Source organism: Nocardiopsis sp. M1B1 (assembly GCF_052466615.1).
Window position 1 is genome coordinate 3,146,790 of the sequence record NZ_CP196194.1, and the last position, 16,035, is coordinate 3,162,824.

General features: G+C 73.9%; 17 protein-coding genes. 12 read left to right on the forward strand and 5 right to left on the reverse strand.

Annotated features, from left to right (window positions below):
• Positions 1-80: 80 nt before the first annotated feature.
• Genes ACSTA4_RS13525 through ACSTA4_RS13535 form a run of 3 tightly spaced genes read left to right on the forward strand, consistent with a single transcriptional unit; the run spans position 81 to position 2,988 of the window.
• The gene (locus tag ACSTA4_RS13525) at positions 81-875 is read left to right on the forward strand and encodes an IclR family transcriptional regulator (protein WP_444963841.1); all 795 of its coding nucleotides are present in this window, start codon (positions 81-83) and stop codon (positions 873-875) included.
• Positions 872-2,122: a CaiB/BaiF CoA transferase family protein gene (locus ACSTA4_RS13530; RefSeq protein ID WP_444963842.1), complete on the forward strand. Its 1,251-nt coding sequence runs from the start codon at positions 872-874 to the stop codon at positions 2,120-2,122. The genes ACSTA4_RS13525 and ACSTA4_RS13530 overlap by 4 nt, the downstream gene beginning before the upstream one ends.
• Positions 2,119-2,988, forward strand: coding sequence for a citryl-CoA lyase (locus ACSTA4_RS13535; protein WP_444963843.1), 870 nt, complete (start codon positions 2,119-2,121; stop codon positions 2,986-2,988). The genes ACSTA4_RS13530 and ACSTA4_RS13535 overlap by 4 nt, the downstream gene beginning before the upstream one ends.
• Before the next feature lie 74 nt (positions 2,989-3,062).
• Here the strand turns inward: ACSTA4_RS13535 and ACSTA4_RS13540 are convergent, their stop codons facing one another.
• The 5 genes from ACSTA4_RS13540 to ACSTA4_RS13560 form a co-directional block, all read right to left on the reverse strand.
• A complete protein-coding gene (locus tag ACSTA4_RS13540; protein WP_444963844.1) occupies positions 3,063-3,539 on the reverse strand; it encodes a VOC family protein in 477 nt (158 codons plus the stop codon).
• Positions 3,540-3,544: 5 nt separating this feature from the next.
• Positions 3,545-3,970: a helix-turn-helix domain-containing protein gene (locus tag ACSTA4_RS13545; protein WP_444963845.1), complete on the reverse strand. Its 426-nt coding sequence runs from the start codon at positions 3,968-3,970 to the stop codon at positions 3,545-3,547.
• 101 nt (positions 3,971-4,071) lie between these two features.
• Entirely contained in the window at positions 4,072-4,956 is an 885-nt protein-coding gene (locus ACSTA4_RS13550) for a universal stress protein (RefSeq protein ID WP_444963846.1), read from the reverse strand.
• A gap of 249 nt (positions 4,957-5,205) precedes the next feature.
• Complete coding sequence (locus ACSTA4_RS13555; RefSeq protein ID WP_416030206.1) at positions 5,206-5,514, reverse strand: hypothetical protein; 309 nt, start codon at positions 5,512-5,514, stop codon at positions 5,206-5,208.
• Positions 5,515-5,748: 234 nt separating this feature from the next.
• Positions 5,749-7,209, reverse strand: coding sequence for an MFS transporter (locus ACSTA4_RS13560; RefSeq protein WP_444963847.1), 1,461 nt, complete (start codon positions 7,207-7,209; stop codon positions 5,749-5,751).
• A gap of 99 nt (positions 7,210-7,308) precedes the next feature.
• Between ACSTA4_RS13560 and ACSTA4_RS13565 the strand changes: the two genes are divergently transcribed.
• The 9 genes from ACSTA4_RS13565 to ACSTA4_RS13605 all read left to right on the forward strand — a co-directional run bounded on the left by ACSTA4_RS13565 (position 7,309) and on the right by ACSTA4_RS13605 (position 15,886).
• Positions 7,309-7,932, forward strand: a complete 624-nt coding sequence (locus tag ACSTA4_RS13565; protein WP_444963848.1) for a TetR/AcrR family transcriptional regulator — start codon at positions 7,309-7,311, stop codon at positions 7,930-7,932.
• A gap of 224 nt (positions 7,933-8,156) precedes the next feature.
• Positions 8,157-8,711 (forward strand): hypothetical protein, encoded by a 555-nt coding sequence (locus ACSTA4_RS13570; RefSeq protein WP_444963849.1) that lies wholly within the window; start codon positions 8,157-8,159, stop codon positions 8,709-8,711.
• Between the two features lie 233 nt (positions 8,712-8,944).
• A complete protein-coding gene (locus ACSTA4_RS13575; protein ID WP_444963850.1) occupies positions 8,945-10,780 on the forward strand; it encodes an ABC transporter ATP-binding protein in 1,836 nt (611 codons plus the stop codon).
• Positions 10,777-12,549: an ATP-binding cassette domain-containing protein gene (locus ACSTA4_RS13580; RefSeq protein ID WP_444963851.1), complete on the forward strand. Its 1,773-nt coding sequence runs from the start codon at positions 10,777-10,779 to the stop codon at positions 12,547-12,549. Before ACSTA4_RS13575 ends, ACSTA4_RS13580 begins: the two co-directional genes overlap by 4 nt.
• Before the next feature lie 140 nt (positions 12,550-12,689).
• A complete protein-coding gene (locus tag ACSTA4_RS13585; protein ID WP_444963852.1) occupies positions 12,690-13,229 on the forward strand; it encodes a GrpB family protein in 540 nt (179 codons plus the stop codon).
• A gap of 268 nt (positions 13,230-13,497) precedes the next feature.
• Positions 13,498-14,133 (forward strand): maleylpyruvate isomerase family mycothiol-dependent enzyme, encoded by a 636-nt coding sequence (locus tag ACSTA4_RS13590; protein WP_444963853.1) that lies wholly within the window; start codon positions 13,498-13,500, stop codon positions 14,131-14,133.
• Between the two features lie 200 nt (positions 14,134-14,333).
• Positions 14,334-14,645 (forward strand): ArsR/SmtB family transcription factor, encoded by a 312-nt coding sequence (locus ACSTA4_RS13595; RefSeq protein ID WP_274977746.1) that lies wholly within the window; start codon positions 14,334-14,336, stop codon positions 14,643-14,645.
• Positions 14,642-15,034 (forward strand): VOC family protein, encoded by a 393-nt coding sequence (locus ACSTA4_RS13600; protein ID WP_444963854.1) that lies wholly within the window; start codon positions 14,642-14,644, stop codon positions 15,032-15,034. Before ACSTA4_RS13595 ends, ACSTA4_RS13600 begins: the two co-directional genes overlap by 4 nt.
• 291 nt (positions 15,035-15,325) lie before the next feature.
• On the forward strand, positions 15,326-15,886 hold the full coding sequence (locus tag ACSTA4_RS13605; protein ID WP_248770244.1) for a TIGR03086 family metal-binding protein: 561 nt from the start codon (positions 15,326-15,328) through the stop codon (positions 15,884-15,886).
• Positions 15,887-16,035 lie beyond the last annotated feature (149 nt).

Genomic DNA, 16,035 nt, shown 5'->3' on the forward strand with positions numbered 1-16,035 from the left:
GGGGTTGCGCTACGCTGACGGCGCGATTCCACTCAGCGGTCTATGTGAACCACCTAGTGGACCAAATGGAAGGGGGAGGGATGCCTGACGGCGACTCCGGCGGCACCGTGCGCAGCGTCGCGCGCGCCCTGGACCTGCTCGACCTGTTCGACGAGAGGAACCAGCGCTACTCCACACGCGAACTGGTGGAGCGCACCGGCCTGGCCAAGACCACGGTCCTGCGGCTGGTCGCGACCCTGGAGCAGCGCGGACTGCTGTGGACGGCCCCCGACGGCCGGGTCGGTGTCGGCCCCAGCCTGCTGCGCTGGTCGCGCCTGGCCCACGCCGTCTGGCAGGTGCCCGAGGCCGTCCGGTCCGTCATGCGCGAACTCGTCGCCGACACCGCCGAGACCGTCAACCTCTACGTCCGCGCCGACGCCACCCGCGTGTGCGTGGCCAAGGAGGAGGGCCCCCAACGGCTGCGCCACGTCGTCAACGTCGGTGACGAGATGGTCCTGTGGGGCGGGGGCGCCAGCAAGGTGCTGCTCATCGGCGCGGGGGAGTCCCTGCTGCTGCGCGTGGCCGCCGCCTCCCCCCACGGCCCCGGGCACGTCAGCCGCCTGCGCGAGGAGGTGGAGCTGGCCCGCGTCCGGGGGTTCGCCGTCAGTCACGGCGAACGCGAGCGGGGCGCCTCCGGCGTGGCCGCGCCCGTCTACGGCCCCGCCGGCGGGGTGCCGGTCGCCGCGCTGGCCGTGGGCGGACCCACCGCCCGCTTCACCGACGCCGCCGTGGAGGGCTTCACCACGGCGGTGGTCGACGCCGCCCGCCGCATCACCGACATCGGGCTCGACCCCTCGGGAAGGACCGCGGGACCCGGAACACAGGAGAGACGTTGACCGACAACCACACCGACACAGGCTCCGGCTCCGAGGCCGGGGAGAGGGCCCTGCCGCTGGCGGGGGTGCGCGTCCTGGACATGACCAACGTCCTGGCCGGACCCTACGCGGGCTACCAGCTGGCGCTCATGGGCGCCGACGTGGTCAAGGTCGAGGTCCCCGGCTCCGGTGACCTGGCCCGCCAGCTCGGCGCCTCGGCGGAGCTGAACGGACGCGGGCTGGGCGCGTCGTTCCTGGCCCAGAACGCGGGAAAGCGCTCCCTGACCCTGGACCTGAAGACCCCCGGCGGCCGGGAGGCCATGACCCGCCTGGTGCGCCGCTCCGACGTGCTGCTGGAGAACTTCCGGCCGGGCGTGCTGGAGCGCCTGGGCTTCGGCTGGGAGGACCTGAGCGCGATCAACCCAGGCCTGGTCTACTGCGCGGTGTCCGGGTTCGGCTCCGACGGCCCCCTGAGCGGGCGCCCGGCCTACGACCAGATCATCCAGGGCCTGTCGGGGATGATGAGCACCACCGGCACGTCCGGCACCGGCCCCCTGCGCGCGGGCTTCCCCATCGCCGACGTCCTGGGCGGCCTCGCCGCCGCCTTCGCGATCAGCACCGCCCTGGTCAGGAGGGAGCGCACCGGCCGGGGGAGCAGCGTGGACGTGTCCATGCTGGAGACCGCGATCACCGCCATGGGCTGGGGCGTGTCCAACTACCTGTCCGCGGGTGTGGAGCCGGTCCCCATCGGCAACGAGAACGCCACGGCGGCCCCCTCGGGCACCTTCGCCACCGCCGACGGCGCGCTCAACATCGCCGCCAACAAGCAGGAGCAGTTCGAGGCGCTGTGCGCGGTCGTGGGCGCGCCCGAACTGGCGCGTGACCCCCGCTTCGTCCAGCGCGAGGACCGCAAGACCCACCGCGAGGCCCTCCGCGAGGCCTTGGAGGAACACCTGGGCACCCGGCCCGCCCTGGAGTGGGAGGGGGAGCTGGCCCGGGCCGGGGTCCCCGCCGCCCGCGTGCTGACCGTGGCCCAGGCGCTGGAACTGGACCAGGTGGCCCACCGCGGGCTGGTGCACACGCTGCCCTTCCCCGGCGGTGAGGAGCGCGAGCTGCGCGTGCTCGGCAGTGGCGTCCGCGTGGACGGCGCGCCCCTGGGTCCGCGCACGGCGCCGCCCCTGCTGGGCGAGCACACCGAGCAGGTGCTGCGCGAGACGGGGTTCAGCGACCGGGAGATCGACGCACTGCGCGAGGAGAGAGCCGTATGAGCACGACCGACACGCCGTCCATGACCCACGAGGAGATCGGCAGCTGGTGGCGGACCGGGCTGATCCGGATCGCCCCCGGTGAGATCGAACCGGGCGGCTACCCGGTGCAGGAGCTGATCGGCCGTGTCTCGTTCGTGGACACCGTCTGGCTCATGCTGCGCGGCGAGCTGCCCGACCCGCGCCGCTCCCGCCTGCTGGAGGCCGCCCTGGTCTCCGCCGTGGACCACGGCCCCCAGGCGCCCTCCATCGCCGCCGCCCGGATGGCCGCCAGCTGCGGGGTGGGTCTGAACAACGCCGTCGCCACCGGCGTCAACCTGCTCGGGGACGTGCACGGCGGCGCCGGCCAGCAGTGCGTCGCCCTCCTGGAGGAGATGGCCGGGCGCGTCGCCGAGGGGACCCCGGTGGCGCGGGTGGCCGAGGAGGTGGTCGCCGAGTACCGCGGGCGCGGCGCGTACGTACCCGGCTTCGGCCACCGCTTCCACCCGCGCGACCCGCGCCGCGACCCGCTCCTGGGCCTGGTGCGCGAGGCGGTCGAGGACGGCCTCGTCCCCGCGGGACCGCTGGAGGCCGCCCTGGCGCTGGAGGAGGCGCTGGCCAAGGGGCGCGGACGCCCCGTGCCGATGAACATCGACGCCGCCACCGCGGTCGTCTACGCCTCGCTGGGCTTCCCCTCGGAGCTGGCCCGGGGGCTGTTCGTCCTCTCCCGCTCCGTGGGCATCCTCGCCCACGCCTGGGAGGAGCACCAGGGCGGGGCGCGCATCAAGGGGCCCCTGCCCAGGGCGGTGCTGGCGGGCTACGACGGTCCCGCGACCCGCCACCTCGCCGCCGACGACCCGCGGCTCTCCGCGGACCCCGGCCGGGACTGACCTGCGGGTCCCCCTCGAACGGCGGGCACCGGTACTTCCGTCCGGTCCGGTGCCCGCCCCCTTCCCGGTGTTCGCTACCGCTGCTCGTACCCGGGTCCGGAGTCCCACCGCTTCAGGTCCGTGTCCGTGATCTCGGCGACCCGTTCGGCGGGCTGGGTGATGCGGATGTGGTTGCCGAAGGGATCGCGCAGCGCGCAGTCGATTCCGTAGGGCTGTTCCACCACGTCCTGGGTGAACTCCACGCCCCGCGCCCTCAGGGTGTCGTAGGTGGCCCGGCAGTCGGGCGTGGTGAGGATGCAGGCCACGCCCAGCGCCCCCTTGGTCAGCAGGTCGCGCACCTGCGCCGCGCTCTCCTCGCTGAGCGCGGGCGGGCCGGGGACCTCCAGCAGCAGGTGGCGGTCGGGGGCCTCGGGCAGCGCGACCGTGAGCCAGCGCATGAAGCCCATGTCGACGTCGTTGCTGACCTGGAAGCCGAGCTTGCCGACGTAGAAGTCGAGTGCCTCGTCCTGGTCGAGGACGTGGACGGAGGTGATGGAGATGTCGTCGAACATGAGGCCTACGTTACGGACGCGCGTCCGCCGCGCGCTTCTCCGAAACTGCTCGGTCGCGTCCACGCCTTGACGAAGCACACCGTTCCGGCCGCCGGCGCGGCCTGCCCGCGGTAACGCGAGGGCGGTGAGCCCACCACTGCCAGGAACGTGCGGCTGAAGGTGCCGAGGCTGTCGAACCCGACCGCGAGGGCGATGTCGGTGACGCTGCGGTCGGTCTCGCGCAGCAGCGCCATCGCCCGCTCCATCCTGCGGCGCTGGAGGTAGCGGTGCGGGGTCTCGCCGAAGACCGCGCGGAAGGAGCGGGAGAAGTGCGCGGGGGACATCAGCGCCACCCGAGCCAGCCCGGGCACGTCCAGGGGTTCGGCGAAGCGGCGGTCCATCGCGTCGCGCGCCCGCAGCAGCCGCCGGTTGCGGTCCTCGTTCGGGGTCATCGTCCCACCGTAGGGACCGGATCGGACAGAAGAGGGGCCCGCTTCCACCGGTGGCGCCGGGGGGCGGCGCCGTTCGCGCGGGTCGGCTCCCCGCCGTCCCGTCAACCCGTGTGGACCACCATGACGGGGCAGGGCGAGCGGTGCAGTACCCCGTGTGCCGCCGAACCGAGGGCCATGCGGGTCAGCCCGTACTCGCCGCCCGCCCCGACCACGAGCAGCCGCGCTGCTCGCGCCGCGTCCGTCAGCGCCGCTACGGGGCGGCCGTCCACCACCTCGGTGCGCACCTCCACCTCCGGGTACCGGGCACGGAGGGGCCCGACCGTGCGCTCCATAGCGAGTTCATCGTCAGGGCCGCTCTCCCGGCCCCGGGGAGACGACGCGACCACGGGGGGAAGGAACGGCAGCGGCGACTCCCGGACCCGCACGACGCGCAGCGGTCCGCCCCCGGTGGAGGCGGCCTCGAACGCCTCGGCCACGGCCCGCTCCGCGCCGGCCGACCCGTCGTCCCCCACCACCACCTCGGCGCTGTCGTCGGCCGCGGGCCGCGGCCCCACCACGACGACCGGCACCGACGACTGCGCGGCCACGCGGTAGGCCACCGACCCCACCCTCAGCCCCGAGAACCCGCCGCGCCCCCTGTGCCCGACGACCACCAGGGCCGTCCCGTCCTCCCCCGCACGCGCCAGCAGCGCCCGGCCGGGGGAGTCCACCGCCACATCCCGGTCCACGGCCACACCGGGGGCCGCGGCCGTCGCGTGTTCCCCGGCCAGGTCCAGGACGGAGCGCGCGCTCGCGCGGATCTCCTCCTCGGGCCAGACGAAGGCCGCCTCCGGCGACGGCGCGGGGAAGGCCGTGAACGTCCGCAGACGGAAGTGCCGCCGGGCGGCCTCCGCCGCGGCCCACTCCACCGCCCGCAGGCTCTCATCGGAACCGTCCACCCCGACGAGGACCGACCGCTCCATGACAACCTCCACTGGTCTCGTCACCACCGCGTCACCCACCATCATCACCAGTACGGGCTCTGGGAGCGGCCGCTCCCGGTTTCCGGGCGAGTCCCGCCCGGTCCGTCCCGGTCCGCTCCCCGAGGCCGCGGCGGGCGTGCCGCACGCACGGCCGCGGGGCGGGCCTCCAAGGGCCCGCCCCGCGGTGTCGCGCGTGGTGTCACGCTGTGTTGTGCGAAGCCGTCGTCCTCCGTGCCCGGCGCCTGTCGCGCCGAACCGGGTCCGCCACCCGGGTCAGATGCGGGGCCTGCGCCTCCTGGTCAGGGAGTTGATCCACCGCAGGGCCTGCCCGCCGGGGCTGCTCCGTCGTCCCGGAGGCGTTCGGCGCGCCGGACCCCGTAGCGGATCCGGGCCGCCGCGCCCCAGCGGGCTGCCGCCCCGGGACCGGGTCGCGGACCGGGCGAACCGCTGGGCCATCGCCAGGGGGTCGCTGCCGCGTCCACCCGTGCGCCCACCGGCACGCGGGCGCCTGCCCGGTGCCGGGCGGGCCAGCCCGGTGCGCCGCATCAGCTGGTTCTTCGCCGTCCTCAGGGGGTTCCTCATTGCGGTTTCCTCCTCGTCTGTCGGTCCCGTGTCCCGGTCGGCCACCCCACTGCCGGGCGGATGGTGACGAACGGAGCACGTTCCTTGTTCCTGTCTGTTGCGCTACCCCGAGGTGTGATATTGATGCGTCTTTCCTCGATCGGGCTGGCGGAGTGACCCCGGAGGGGAAGCCCGTCGGCGTGTCTCCCGGGAGGGTCAGCGCAGGCCAAAAGGGTTCTTGAACCTTCGGAGGACTCACGCGCCCTCGGGCGCATTCCGTCGCGCTTCGCGCGGCAGCACCGGTGTCAGGGCGGCCGCCACGAGCTGCACGGCCGCGAGCAGTCCGAAGACCGGGCCGTACGCCTCCCCTTCGGGTGCGTGCCCCGAGACGGCCGTCGTCATCAGCGCGGCCAGGCCCAGGGCGCCGCCCGTCTGCTTGGCCGCGTTCATCAGGCCCGAGACGGCCCCCGCCTCCCCGGGGGCGGCGCCCGAGGTCACGACGGCGGTCAGCGGAGTGGTGAACAGGCCGCCGCCCACGGACATGAGGACCGCGGGCCCCAGCACCGCTGCGGCGTAGGTCTGCTCGCTCACCGCCGCCGCCTGCCAGGCGAAGCCCGCCGCGGCGGTGAGGCAGCCGACCCCGATCAGTGTCCGCGCCCGCACGAACCCCATCAGCCACGGGGTGACCAGCCAGCCCACGGCCATGGTGACCAGGGTGTGCGGCAGGAAGCCCAGGCCGGTCAGCAGCGGACCGAAGCCCAGTTCCTCCTGCATGTAGAAGGTGAGGAAGTACCACATGGGCACCTGGAAACAGGCTCCGGCCAGGAACACCATGGCGTTGCCCGCCCAGACCGCGCGGCGGCGCAGGATCTCCGGCGGCAGCAGGGGAGCGGGCGCACGGGACTCCACCGCGGCGAAAAGTGCCAGGGCGAGGACGCCCGCGGCCAGCACCGCCACCGTGGCCGGGTCCCCCCAGCCGTGCTCCGCCGTGCGGGTGAGGCCGTAGGTGAGCGCGACCGTCCCGCCGGTCGCGGTCACCGCCCCGGGCAGGTCGATCCGTCCGCCGCGGCCCTCTCCCGGGTTCCGGCCACGCGGGTCTCGGCCATGTGGACCCGTGCTGTGCGGATCGTGGTCGTGGCGCTCCCGGCCCAGGAGGTAGGGCGTCATGGCCAGTGCCGCGATGCCGACGGGCACGTTGACCAGCAGGATCGCCCGCCAGGACAGCGCCTCGGTCAGCGCGCCGCCGAGGAGGTTGCCGACCGCGCCGCCCGCCACGCTCACTGCGGTCCAGGCGGCCAGTGCCCGCACACGGGCCCGCCCCTCGGGGAAGGAGGCGGTCAGGATGGTCAGGGTTGCGGGGGCCAGTACCGCCGCGCCCACTCCCTGGAGCGCGCGGGCGGTGACCAGCAGGACGGGGGAGGGGGCCGCCCCGCCCAGCAGGCTGGCCGCGCAGAACAGCGCGAGCCCGGCGGCGAACATCCGCCGGTGTCCGTACAGGTCGGCCAGCCGTCCGCCCAGCAGCAGGAGGCCGCCGAAGGCCAGGGTGTAGGCGTGGGCGACCCAGGACAGCCCCGTCGCGGAGAACTCCAGAGAGGAGCGGATCGAGGGCAGGGCGACGTTGACCACCGACACGTCGAGCACCACCATGAGCTGCGCGGCGCACACCAGGGCGAGCAGCAGACGCGCGGTCGTCTCCCCCGTCCGGGTTCGGGGCACGTGACACCTCGTTCCAGCAAAGCAATGTGGTTACATTGATTTGAACGGTAGTGCCGACGTGGCCACAAAGCAATGTGAATACATCGATAAGGGGGTCGGATGAACGCACCGACGCGTGGGCCGGGAGCCGAGCACGAACAGCGCCGCCTCCAGATCGCCGACGCGGTCCTCGCCGTGGCGGCCGAACACGGCATGGCGGCCGTGTCCCAGACCAGCGTGGCGGCCCGCGCCGGGGTCTCACCCGGTCGCGTCCAGCACTACTTCCCCGCCAAGCACCAGATGATCGAGGCCGCCTTCGACCGGGGCAACGCCCTGAGCTCCGCGCGCATTGCCGCCAAGGCGGGCCCAGGCGACGACCCGCGCCGCCTCCTGACGACCGTGCTCACCGAGCTGATCCCCTACGACGACGCCACACGCGCCCACATGCGCGTCCGCCAGGCCTTCACCGCGCTCGCCCTGTCCGATGAGACCATCGCCCGGCGCATGCGCGAGGAGTACGCGCGCTTCCACGACCAGGTCGCGGACCTGCTGCGCCGCGGTCAGGACGGGGGAGTGGTGCCCCGCGCCCTGGACCCCGCGGGGCGGGCGGTCGCGCTCGTCGCCCTGGCCGAGGGGCTGGCCTACTACGTGCTCGTGGACGTCCACCCGGCCGGGGCGGCCCGGGAGCGGGTGCTCGCCGAGATCGCCGCCCTCCACGCGCCCGGCCCCCGCATGGAGGGTTGACCGGCCCCCGGCCGCCGTCGTGCCGGCCGCGAGCGCGAACACGGGTTCCGGCACTGACGGGTGGTCGGGAAGGAGGCCGGTCCGCACGGCCGGGTCGAGGACGAGGTCCCTCGTGGTGGTCTCGTCGGCCGGACCCGCGGCGCCAGCTGACGTCGGCTTCACCGCGCCCAACCGCGGAAAGGCCTCACGTGTCCGACGACCAGCACTCCCGAGGGGCCTACCGCATGGCAACCAGTGCCCAGCAGCTGATCGAAGCGGCACGCCCGGCACCGCCGGCCGACCCGTTCGACTGGGAACAGGTCGAGCACCGGATCGGGGCGTCCGTGCCGCAGGACTACCGTGGTCTTCTCGACGCGGGGGGCGGCGGACTCTGGCTGGACTTCCTCAGGCTCTACGTTCCGGCGCCCGGCCCCGGCCTCAGGCACGTCGATCTCGAACGGTCGGGGTTGGAGTTCCAACAGCTCCAGGACCTGTTCGATGACGGGGTCGTGGGGCGGCCGGACGACCTCGCCCCTGATTCCGGGCTGCTGCCCTGGGCCTCGACAGGAGCGGGGGTCACGCTCTACTGGCAGGTCTCACCGAGGATGGCGGCCGATGCGTACCCGATCCGGATCTCGGACCGGAACGGCGACGTGTGGGAGAGGTACGACCTGCTCACCACCGACCTCCTCCTGGGAATCGTCCGGGGAGAGGCGCGCGGTGAGCTGCTCAACGAGTCGTGGACGGAACGCGATGCGCTCTTCAGGTCCTACGCGGAGGAAGCGGCGCACGGTGGGTGACGCGCCCCATGCCGCGGTTTCCTCGCCTCGTTCGGGGACTCGGCCCCGCGGCACACCGCGCCCCGGACAGTCGCCGGAAAACCCGTCGCGCCCCGGGCGGCTTGCCCCGTAATGTGCTCCTCGCCGACCCTCCGGCCCCGCCCCCCAGGGCATGCCCGGCTTCTGAGAGGACCCCCGATGCGCGCCACCACCGTGCCCCCGGTCACCGGTGACCTCGACGACCGGGAGCGGGTATGAACGCGGACGCGGACCGCCTCCCGCCCCCGGCCACGCGGTGGGTGCTTCCCGCCCTGGTCCGCTACACCTTCTCCGTGGCGCCGGGCTCGGCCGCCCTGACCGCGGTGCTGGCCGTCCTCGCCGGTGCGGCCCCGGTCGGCATCACCATCGGGGTCGGCGGACTGGTGGACGGACTCGCCTCGGCCGTCGGCCAGGGGCTGGACAGCCCGGCGGCGCGGGAGTGCTACCGCTGGGTCGCCCTCATCGTCGTGCTGTTCCTCCTCACCCACGTCGCCGAGTCGGCTCGGACGGCTCTGGGGCGGGCCCTGGGCCGCCGGGTCACCGGCCGGCTGAGGGAGCGCGTGATGGCCTCCGCCTCGCAACCGGCGACCATCGGACACCTGGAGGACCCGGACTACCAGGGCAGACTCGGGCGGGCGCGCGGTGACGGCACCATCGACATGCCGCCCGGGGAGGCGGTCTTCGGCCTGACGGCCAAGGCCTCGCTGTGGGTGACCGCCGTCGGTTCCGCGGCCCTGCTCACGCAGGTCACCTGGGGGCTGGGGCTCGTCGTCTTCGCGGTCTTCGCGGTGCTCCACCTCCGGCTGGTCCGCAACTACCGGACCGCCGTCGTCGAGACCGCGAACCAGACGCGGAAGCTGCGCCGCACCTCCTACCTGCGGGATGTGCCGACCACACCGGACGCGGCCCGGGAGGTGCGCCTCTTCGGGCTCACGGCCTTCTTCCGCGACGCCTACCACGCCGAGTGGCGCGTGAACATGGCCGAGGTCTGGCGGCGAAGGCGTGAGCACCGCGTGTTCGTCGTCGTGGTCGTCGTGGTCACCGGAGTCACGGTCGCCTCGGTCTTCTACTACCTCGCCTATCGGGCCGCCACCGGAGGCACGACGGTGGGCGACCTGGCGCTGGGCGGACTGGCCCTGCGGGCCCTCCTCCAGGTGCTCCGGGCGGACGAGGACGACCTGCGCACCGGCTTCGGCTCCAGGGCGGCCGCCGAGGCGTTCGCCCTTCCGGCCGCGGACCCGCCCGGCGGGTCCGACACCCCGCTCTGGACCGAACCGGCCGCGACCGTCTCCTGCGAGGGTCTGCGCTTCCGTTACGGCGGCGCCGCGGACGAGGTGCTGCACGGCATCGACCTCGACGTTCCCGCGGGTCAGTCGCTCGCCGTCGTCGGCCTCAACGGGGCCGGAAAGACGACGCTGGCCCGGCTCCTCGCCGGTCTGGACGCTCCCAGCGGGGGATGCCTGCGCGTCGGCGGGACCCCCATCGGGGGCGCCAACCGCCGGAGCTGGCAGCGCCGGGTGGTCGCCGTCTTCCAGGACTTCGGCCGCTACGAGCTGACCGTGCGGGACAACATCGCCTTCGGCTCCCTGGCCCACGCGGACGACGAGGAGGGCCTGCGGGAAGCGGCGCGTCAGGCCGGACTGCTGGAGTTCGTCGAGGGGCTTCCCAAGGGCTGGGACACGGTGATGTCCAGCGGGTACACGGGCGGGGTCGACGCGTCGGGCGGTGAGTGGCAGCGCATCGCCATCGCCCGGGCGCTGTTCGGCCTGCGGCACGGCGCGCGGCTCCTGATCATGGACGAACCGGCCGCGAGCCTGGACGCCCGCGCCGAGGCCCGGCTCTACGACACGTTCCACGAACTCACCGCGGGGGCCACGACCGTCGCGATCTCCCACCGGTTCGCGACCGTGCGCAGGGCGGAACGGGTGGTCGTGCTCGATCAGGGCCGCATCGTCGAGGACGGCACGCACGAGGACCTGATGAGCGCCGACGGCCGGTACGCCGAACTGTTCCGTCTACAGGCCAAGCGTTTCGAGGAGGCATCGTCGTGATCAGCGCCCTGCGCTTCGTCCTCACCAGTGGACCCCGCGTCGACGGGTTCCGTTCCCTGGTCGTGGTGGCGATCGCGCTTCTCGAACAGGCCACCGGGATCGGCCTCGCCGTGGCGATCGGACTGTTCAGCGAGGCGGCGAGCGGCGGTTCGACCAACGGCCTGGTGGTGCTCGCGCTGTGCGTGGCGGTCTTCGTCATGCTCACCCAGGGCACCTTCGTCGCCGGTTACTTCACCCGCCTCCGGCTCCAGGAGGAGATCCAGAGCGACGTCGACCGCCGGTTCGTCGACGCGGTCGGCACGACGCCGACGCTGGAGGTCCACGAGCGTTCGAGCCGCTCCGACCGGGCGGCGGTGGTGCGCGGCGCGCGGGGCGAGATCGGGCCGGGCTTCGACCGGCTGATGTGGCTGGCCGGAGCCGCGCTGGCCCTGGTCGCCTCGGCCGCCCTGATGGCCTCGGTCGTTCCCGTCCTGGCCCTGCTGTCGCTCTTCGCCCTCCCCGCCGTGCTGGCCACCCGGGCGGCGGACCGCAGGCGCGGGCAGGCCGTGGAGCGCGCCACGCCCCGGACCCGGCTGGCCGGTCACCTGTTCACGCTCGCCACGACGGCCGCGCCCGGTCGCGAGACCCGTCTCTTCGGGCTGGCGGACGAACTGCGGCGCAGGCACCGCCGGGAGTGGGACTCCGCGGGCCGCGACATCGCCCGGACCGACGGACTGGCCCGGGTCCCGGTCGCGCTGGCCTGGCTGCTCTTCGTGCTGGCGTACGCGACCGCCGTCGCCCTGATGGTGCGGGCCGGACTGGTCGGCGACGCCCCGCTCGGCCTCATCGTCGCGGCCGTCGCCGTCAGCAGCCAGATCACCGGCCAGGTGCAGAGCCTGCTCAACCTGTCCTTCTGGACGCTGGAGTCACTCCGGGCCACCCGGGCCTTCCTCGACGTGGTGCGGGACGGCGCCGCCGAACGTGCCGCTGTCGTGCCGACCGCGCCGGTGGCGGTGCCCGCCCGGCTGGAGGGCGGCATCAGGGTGGAGGGTCTGGGCTTCCGGTACTGGAACCGCGATCGGCCTTCGCTGAGCGATATCGACCTCGAACTCCCGGCCGGGGCCGTGGTGGCCCTGGTCGGCGAGAACGGCGCGGGCAAGTCGACGCTGGTCAAGGTGCTCAGCGGCCTCTACCAGCCCGGTCAGGGGCGCGTCCTGGTGGACGGGACCGATCTCGCGCGGTTCGCCCCGGACCGGTGGCGCTCCCGGATCACGGCGGCCTTCCAGGACCCGGTGCACATCGAGCTGTCCCTGCGGGACGCGATCGGACTGGGGCGGCTCGAAGACCGCGACGACCCCGAGCGGATCCTCCGGGCGCTGCGGACGGCGGGCGGGGACAGGCTCCTGGCCTCGCTGCCCGAGGGCCTGGACACCCGGCTCGGGCGCGGGTCGTGGGACGGCGAGGGGCTGTCCGGCGGCCAGTGGCAGACGGTCGCCAACGCCCGGGCGGCGATGCGGAGGGCGCCGCTGCTGCGGGTCATGGACGAGCCCACCGCCAGCCTCGACGCGCGCGCCGAGGAGTGGCTGTTCCAGCAGTACGCCGACCTGGGCCGCCAGGAGGGCGGCGTGACCGTGCTGGTCACGCACCGCTTCACGACCGCCCGGGCGGCCGACCTCATCGTGGTCCTGGACGGCGGCCGGGTCGTGGAGACCGGCACCCACGACACGCTGAGCCGGGCCGACGGGCTCTACGCCGAGCTGTTCCGCCTCCAGGCCCGGTACTTCGTCTGACCGGACGCGCCGGGCCCGGACCGGCGCCCGCCCCTGCCGCGCGGGCTTCGCCGGATCACGTAACGGGGCCCGGCCGCACCAGGGGTCTCCCTGGCTGTGGCCGGGCCAGTCGCAACGGCATCGCTGGCAGCCTGTCCTCCATGGAACCCGCCGCGACGACGATCACCGACTACGACCCGCACTGGCCCGGCATGGCTTTCGCCGCCATCGCGGAACTGCGCGATGCGGCTCCCGGACTGTTCACGGAGATCGAGCACATCGGGTCCACGTCCGTCCCGGGGCTCGCGGCCAAACCCGTCATCGACCTGATGGCGGCCACCGATTCCCTGCGACAGGTCCGCGACCACGAGTTCGTCCTGGCCCGTCTCGGCTTCACCCCGCACACGAACGGGATGGACGACCGGCTGCTCTACGTGCGCGTACCCGACGGGGTGCGCACACACATCCTGCACGTGGTCACGCGGGCGAGCTGGCCGACTCGCAACCAGAGGATTCTGCGCGACTACCTGCGCTCCCACCCGCGGGAGGCGGCACGCTACGCGGAACTGAAGCGAAGGCTCGCGGCCACCACCGCTTCCCCCAGCGATTACACCGCGGCGAAGACCGAGTTCATCCAGGAAGTGACCGACCGCGCGCGGAGGGAACTCGGTCTACCGGCCACACCCGTGTGGGAGAAGTGACGCCGGTGATCCGTGCCGATCACCCGTTGCAGGGAGCCCCTGTCCCCACACGGGTAGGGGGCCGTCACCGCACCACGAGGCCGACGCCCCGACCCGGCGATGCGGGCGGCGCGAGCACCACGCGCCCGTGGGCGACGGGGCGCGGAACTGTCGCAGGCCTGGGCCATAATCCCGGCGTCCGCCCACCACCGCAGGGCGGGGCGAGAGCCCGTCCCGAGGAGAACCCCATGACGTCACCGACACCCCGCCCACGCCACGGAACCCGCCGGTGAGCGGCCGCGCGGACCTGTGGCCGCTGATCCACCGGGAGCGGGCGGCGCTGGCCGACGACCTGTCGGGACTGACCGAGGAACGGTGGGCGACGCCGTCGCTCTGCGCGGGACTGACCGTGCGCGAGGTGCTCGCGCACCTGACGTCGTCGGCGAGCCTCAACGGCCTGCGATGGCTGGCCGGGGTCGTCCGCTGCCGGTTCGACTTCGACGCCCAGGTGGCGATGCGTCTGGCGGAGCAGATGGGGGACTCCGGAGCCGACACCCTCGCGCGCTTCCGGGGGATCGTGGACAGCACGACCTCACCGCCCCTGCCCAAGCCCGCCGTCCTGGGTGAGGTGATCGTGCACGGTGAGGACATCCGGCGGCCCCTGGGCGTCGTCAGCGCCCGTCCGATCGCCGCGCTGACCCTCGTGGCGGACTACTACCGGGGCTCGGACCAGGTCGTCGTCGCCAAGAGCCGGATCCGGGGGTTGAGCCTGCAGGCCACCGACGGTCCGTTCGCCTCCGGCGCCGGACCCCTCGTCCGCGGGAGCACGCTCGCCCTGATCATGGCGATGACCGGCCGTTCCGCGCACCTGGACGAGCTCACCGGCGACGGTGTGGAGATCCTGCGCGAACGCGCGGAGGGCTGACCCGCAGCCGTGGAACGGGGGGCCGCTGCCGCGCCGACCGGCCCCGCGCAGCGGGCGTCCGCGCTCTTCCCACGGACGGACCGGACCGGCCATGAGGCGAGAGCGGCCTCGGCGTCCGTTCCGTGAGGACCACCGCGCGGGCCGCTCCGCGACACGCGCGCCCCGACCCGACTCGACATGCAAGTGCTTACTTGCCTATCATGGTGGTCGTGGCAGACGACCTCTTCAAGGCCCTGGCCGACCCGACTCGTCGCACCATCCTCGACGAACTCACGGAGAAGTCCGGCCAGACACTGTTCGAGATCTGCTCGCGGTTGGCCATGAAGCACCAGCTCGGCATCTCACGCCAAGCGGTCTCCCAGCACCTCGCCGTGCTGGAGGCCGCCGGGCTCGTCGAGACCAGGCGCGAGGGCCGCTACAAGTTCCACGACCTCAACACGGCCCCGCTGCGGCGGATCGCCGAGCGATGGCTTGCGCCAGACACATCCGGACCGGAGGAGAGCAACCCGTGAAGATCCACCTGACCAGCATCTTCGTCAACGACCAGGCCGAGGCCGAGCACTTCTACACCGAGGTCCTCGGCTTCGTGAAGAAGCACGACGTCCCGGTGGGGGAGAAGGACCGGTGGCTGACCGTCGTCTCGCCCGACGAGCCCGAGGGCACCGAGCTCCTCCTGGAGCCCTCCGGCCACCCGGCCGTCGGCGCCTACCGCGACGCCCTGGTCAAGGACGGCATCCCGCTCGCCCAGTTCGCCGTCGCCGACGTGCGGGCGGAGCACGAGCGCCTGCGGGACCTCGGCGTCCGCTTCACCCAGGAACCCCTGGAGATGGGCCCGGTCACCACCGCCGTCTTCGACGACACCTGCGGCAACCTGATCCAGATCGCGACCGAGCCGCGGTAGGCGGTCGCCCGAACCCGGATGCGGGACCCGGCCGCCCCGGCGGCCGGACTCCGCCCGGGCGCACGGGCGGCGCGCCGGTCCGGGCTGCTCGGGCCAGACCTGGCCCCGCCCGCGCCCGGTCGCGCGGTGGACGGCCGACTACCGCGTCGTTGACCATGTCCGGGCTGCGCCCGCGCCCGGACGCACGCACGCGTACGGGCGGCCGTGGCCGCCTCGCCCGGGCGGATTCACCCCCTGGTGGCACGGGTAGGGGACCGGCGCACAACCGCTACTTCGTCCCGGGGGACACTCATGCCACACCTGACCGAACTGCACGGAACCGCGATGGGGGAGTTCGACCGCCGGGTCCGCGAGGTCAAGCTGACGGACTGGGCGCTGCCCACGCCGTGCGCCGACTGGGACGTGCACGACCTGGTCAACCACCTGACCACCGAGCAGCTGTGGGCGCCGCTCCTGCTGGACGGCGCCCGGGTCGAGGAGGTCGGCGACCGCCTCGACGGCGACAACCTGGGCGAGGAGCCCATCACCACCTGGGAGGTCGCCTCCCGCGAGGCCCGCACCGCCTGGCTGGCGCCGTCCTCCCTGGAGAGCACGGTCCACCTGTCCTTCGGCGACGCGCCCGCCGAGCTCTACCTCTGGCAGATGACCTTCGACCTGACGGTGCACGCCTGGGACCTGGCGCGCGCCCTGGGCGCCGACGAACGCCTCGACCCCGACCTGGTCAAGGAAGTCCACGCCTGGCTGAGCGATCAGGACCTGGGCCCGGGGCCGATGTTCGGCGCCCCGGTCGAGGTCGGGCCCGACGCGAGCCCCCAGGACCGCCTGATCGCCCGCACCGGCAGGACCCCCTGACCGACCGCGCGGCCCCGGCCGGGTCCCGCACCCGGCCGGGGCCGATCCGCGTGCCCGGCCCGCCCCGCACGCACACCCCGCACCGGCTGCGCGGCCTGACCGCCGCCGGGGACAAGCGGGCCCGCCCCCGCCCCACCCCCGCGGGCGGG

Coding starts and splice junctions, on each gene's coding strand:
- ACSTA4_RS13565 (WP_444963848.1), top strand. CDS start 7,309: ATGAACGCACCGACGCGTGGGCCGGGAGCCGAGCACGAACAGCGCCGC.
- ACSTA4_RS13545 (WP_444963845.1), bottom strand. CDS start 3,970: ATGACCCCGAACGAGGACCGCAACCGGCGGCTGCTGCGGGCGCGCGAC.
- ACSTA4_RS13555 (WP_416030206.1), bottom strand. CDS start 5,514: ATGAGGAACCCCCTGAGGACGGCGAAGAACCAGCTGATGCGGCGCACC.
- ACSTA4_RS13585 (WP_444963852.1), top strand. CDS start 12,690: ATGGAACCCGCCGCGACGACGATCACCGACTACGACCCGCACTGGCCC.
- ACSTA4_RS13525 (WP_444963841.1), top strand. CDS start 81: ATGCCTGACGGCGACTCCGGCGGCACCGTGCGCAGCGTCGCGCGCGCC.
- ACSTA4_RS13575 (WP_444963850.1), top strand. CDS start 8,945: ATGAACGCGGACGCGGACCGCCTCCCGCCCCCGGCCACGCGGTGGGTG.
- ACSTA4_RS13605 (WP_248770244.1), top strand. CDS start 15,326: ATGCCACACCTGACCGAACTGCACGGAACCGCGATGGGGGAGTTCGAC.
- ACSTA4_RS13595 (WP_274977746.1), top strand. CDS start 14,334: ATGGTGGTCGTGGCAGACGACCTCTTCAAGGCCCTGGCCGACCCGACT.
- ACSTA4_RS13570 (WP_444963849.1), top strand. CDS start 8,157: ATGGCAACCAGTGCCCAGCAGCTGATCGAAGCGGCACGCCCGGCACCG.
- ACSTA4_RS13535 (WP_444963843.1), top strand. CDS start 2,119: ATGAGCACGACCGACACGCCGTCCATGACCCACGAGGAGATCGGCAGC.
- ACSTA4_RS13540 (WP_444963844.1), bottom strand. CDS start 3,539: ATGTTCGACGACATCTCCATCACCTCCGTCCACGTCCTCGACCAGGAC.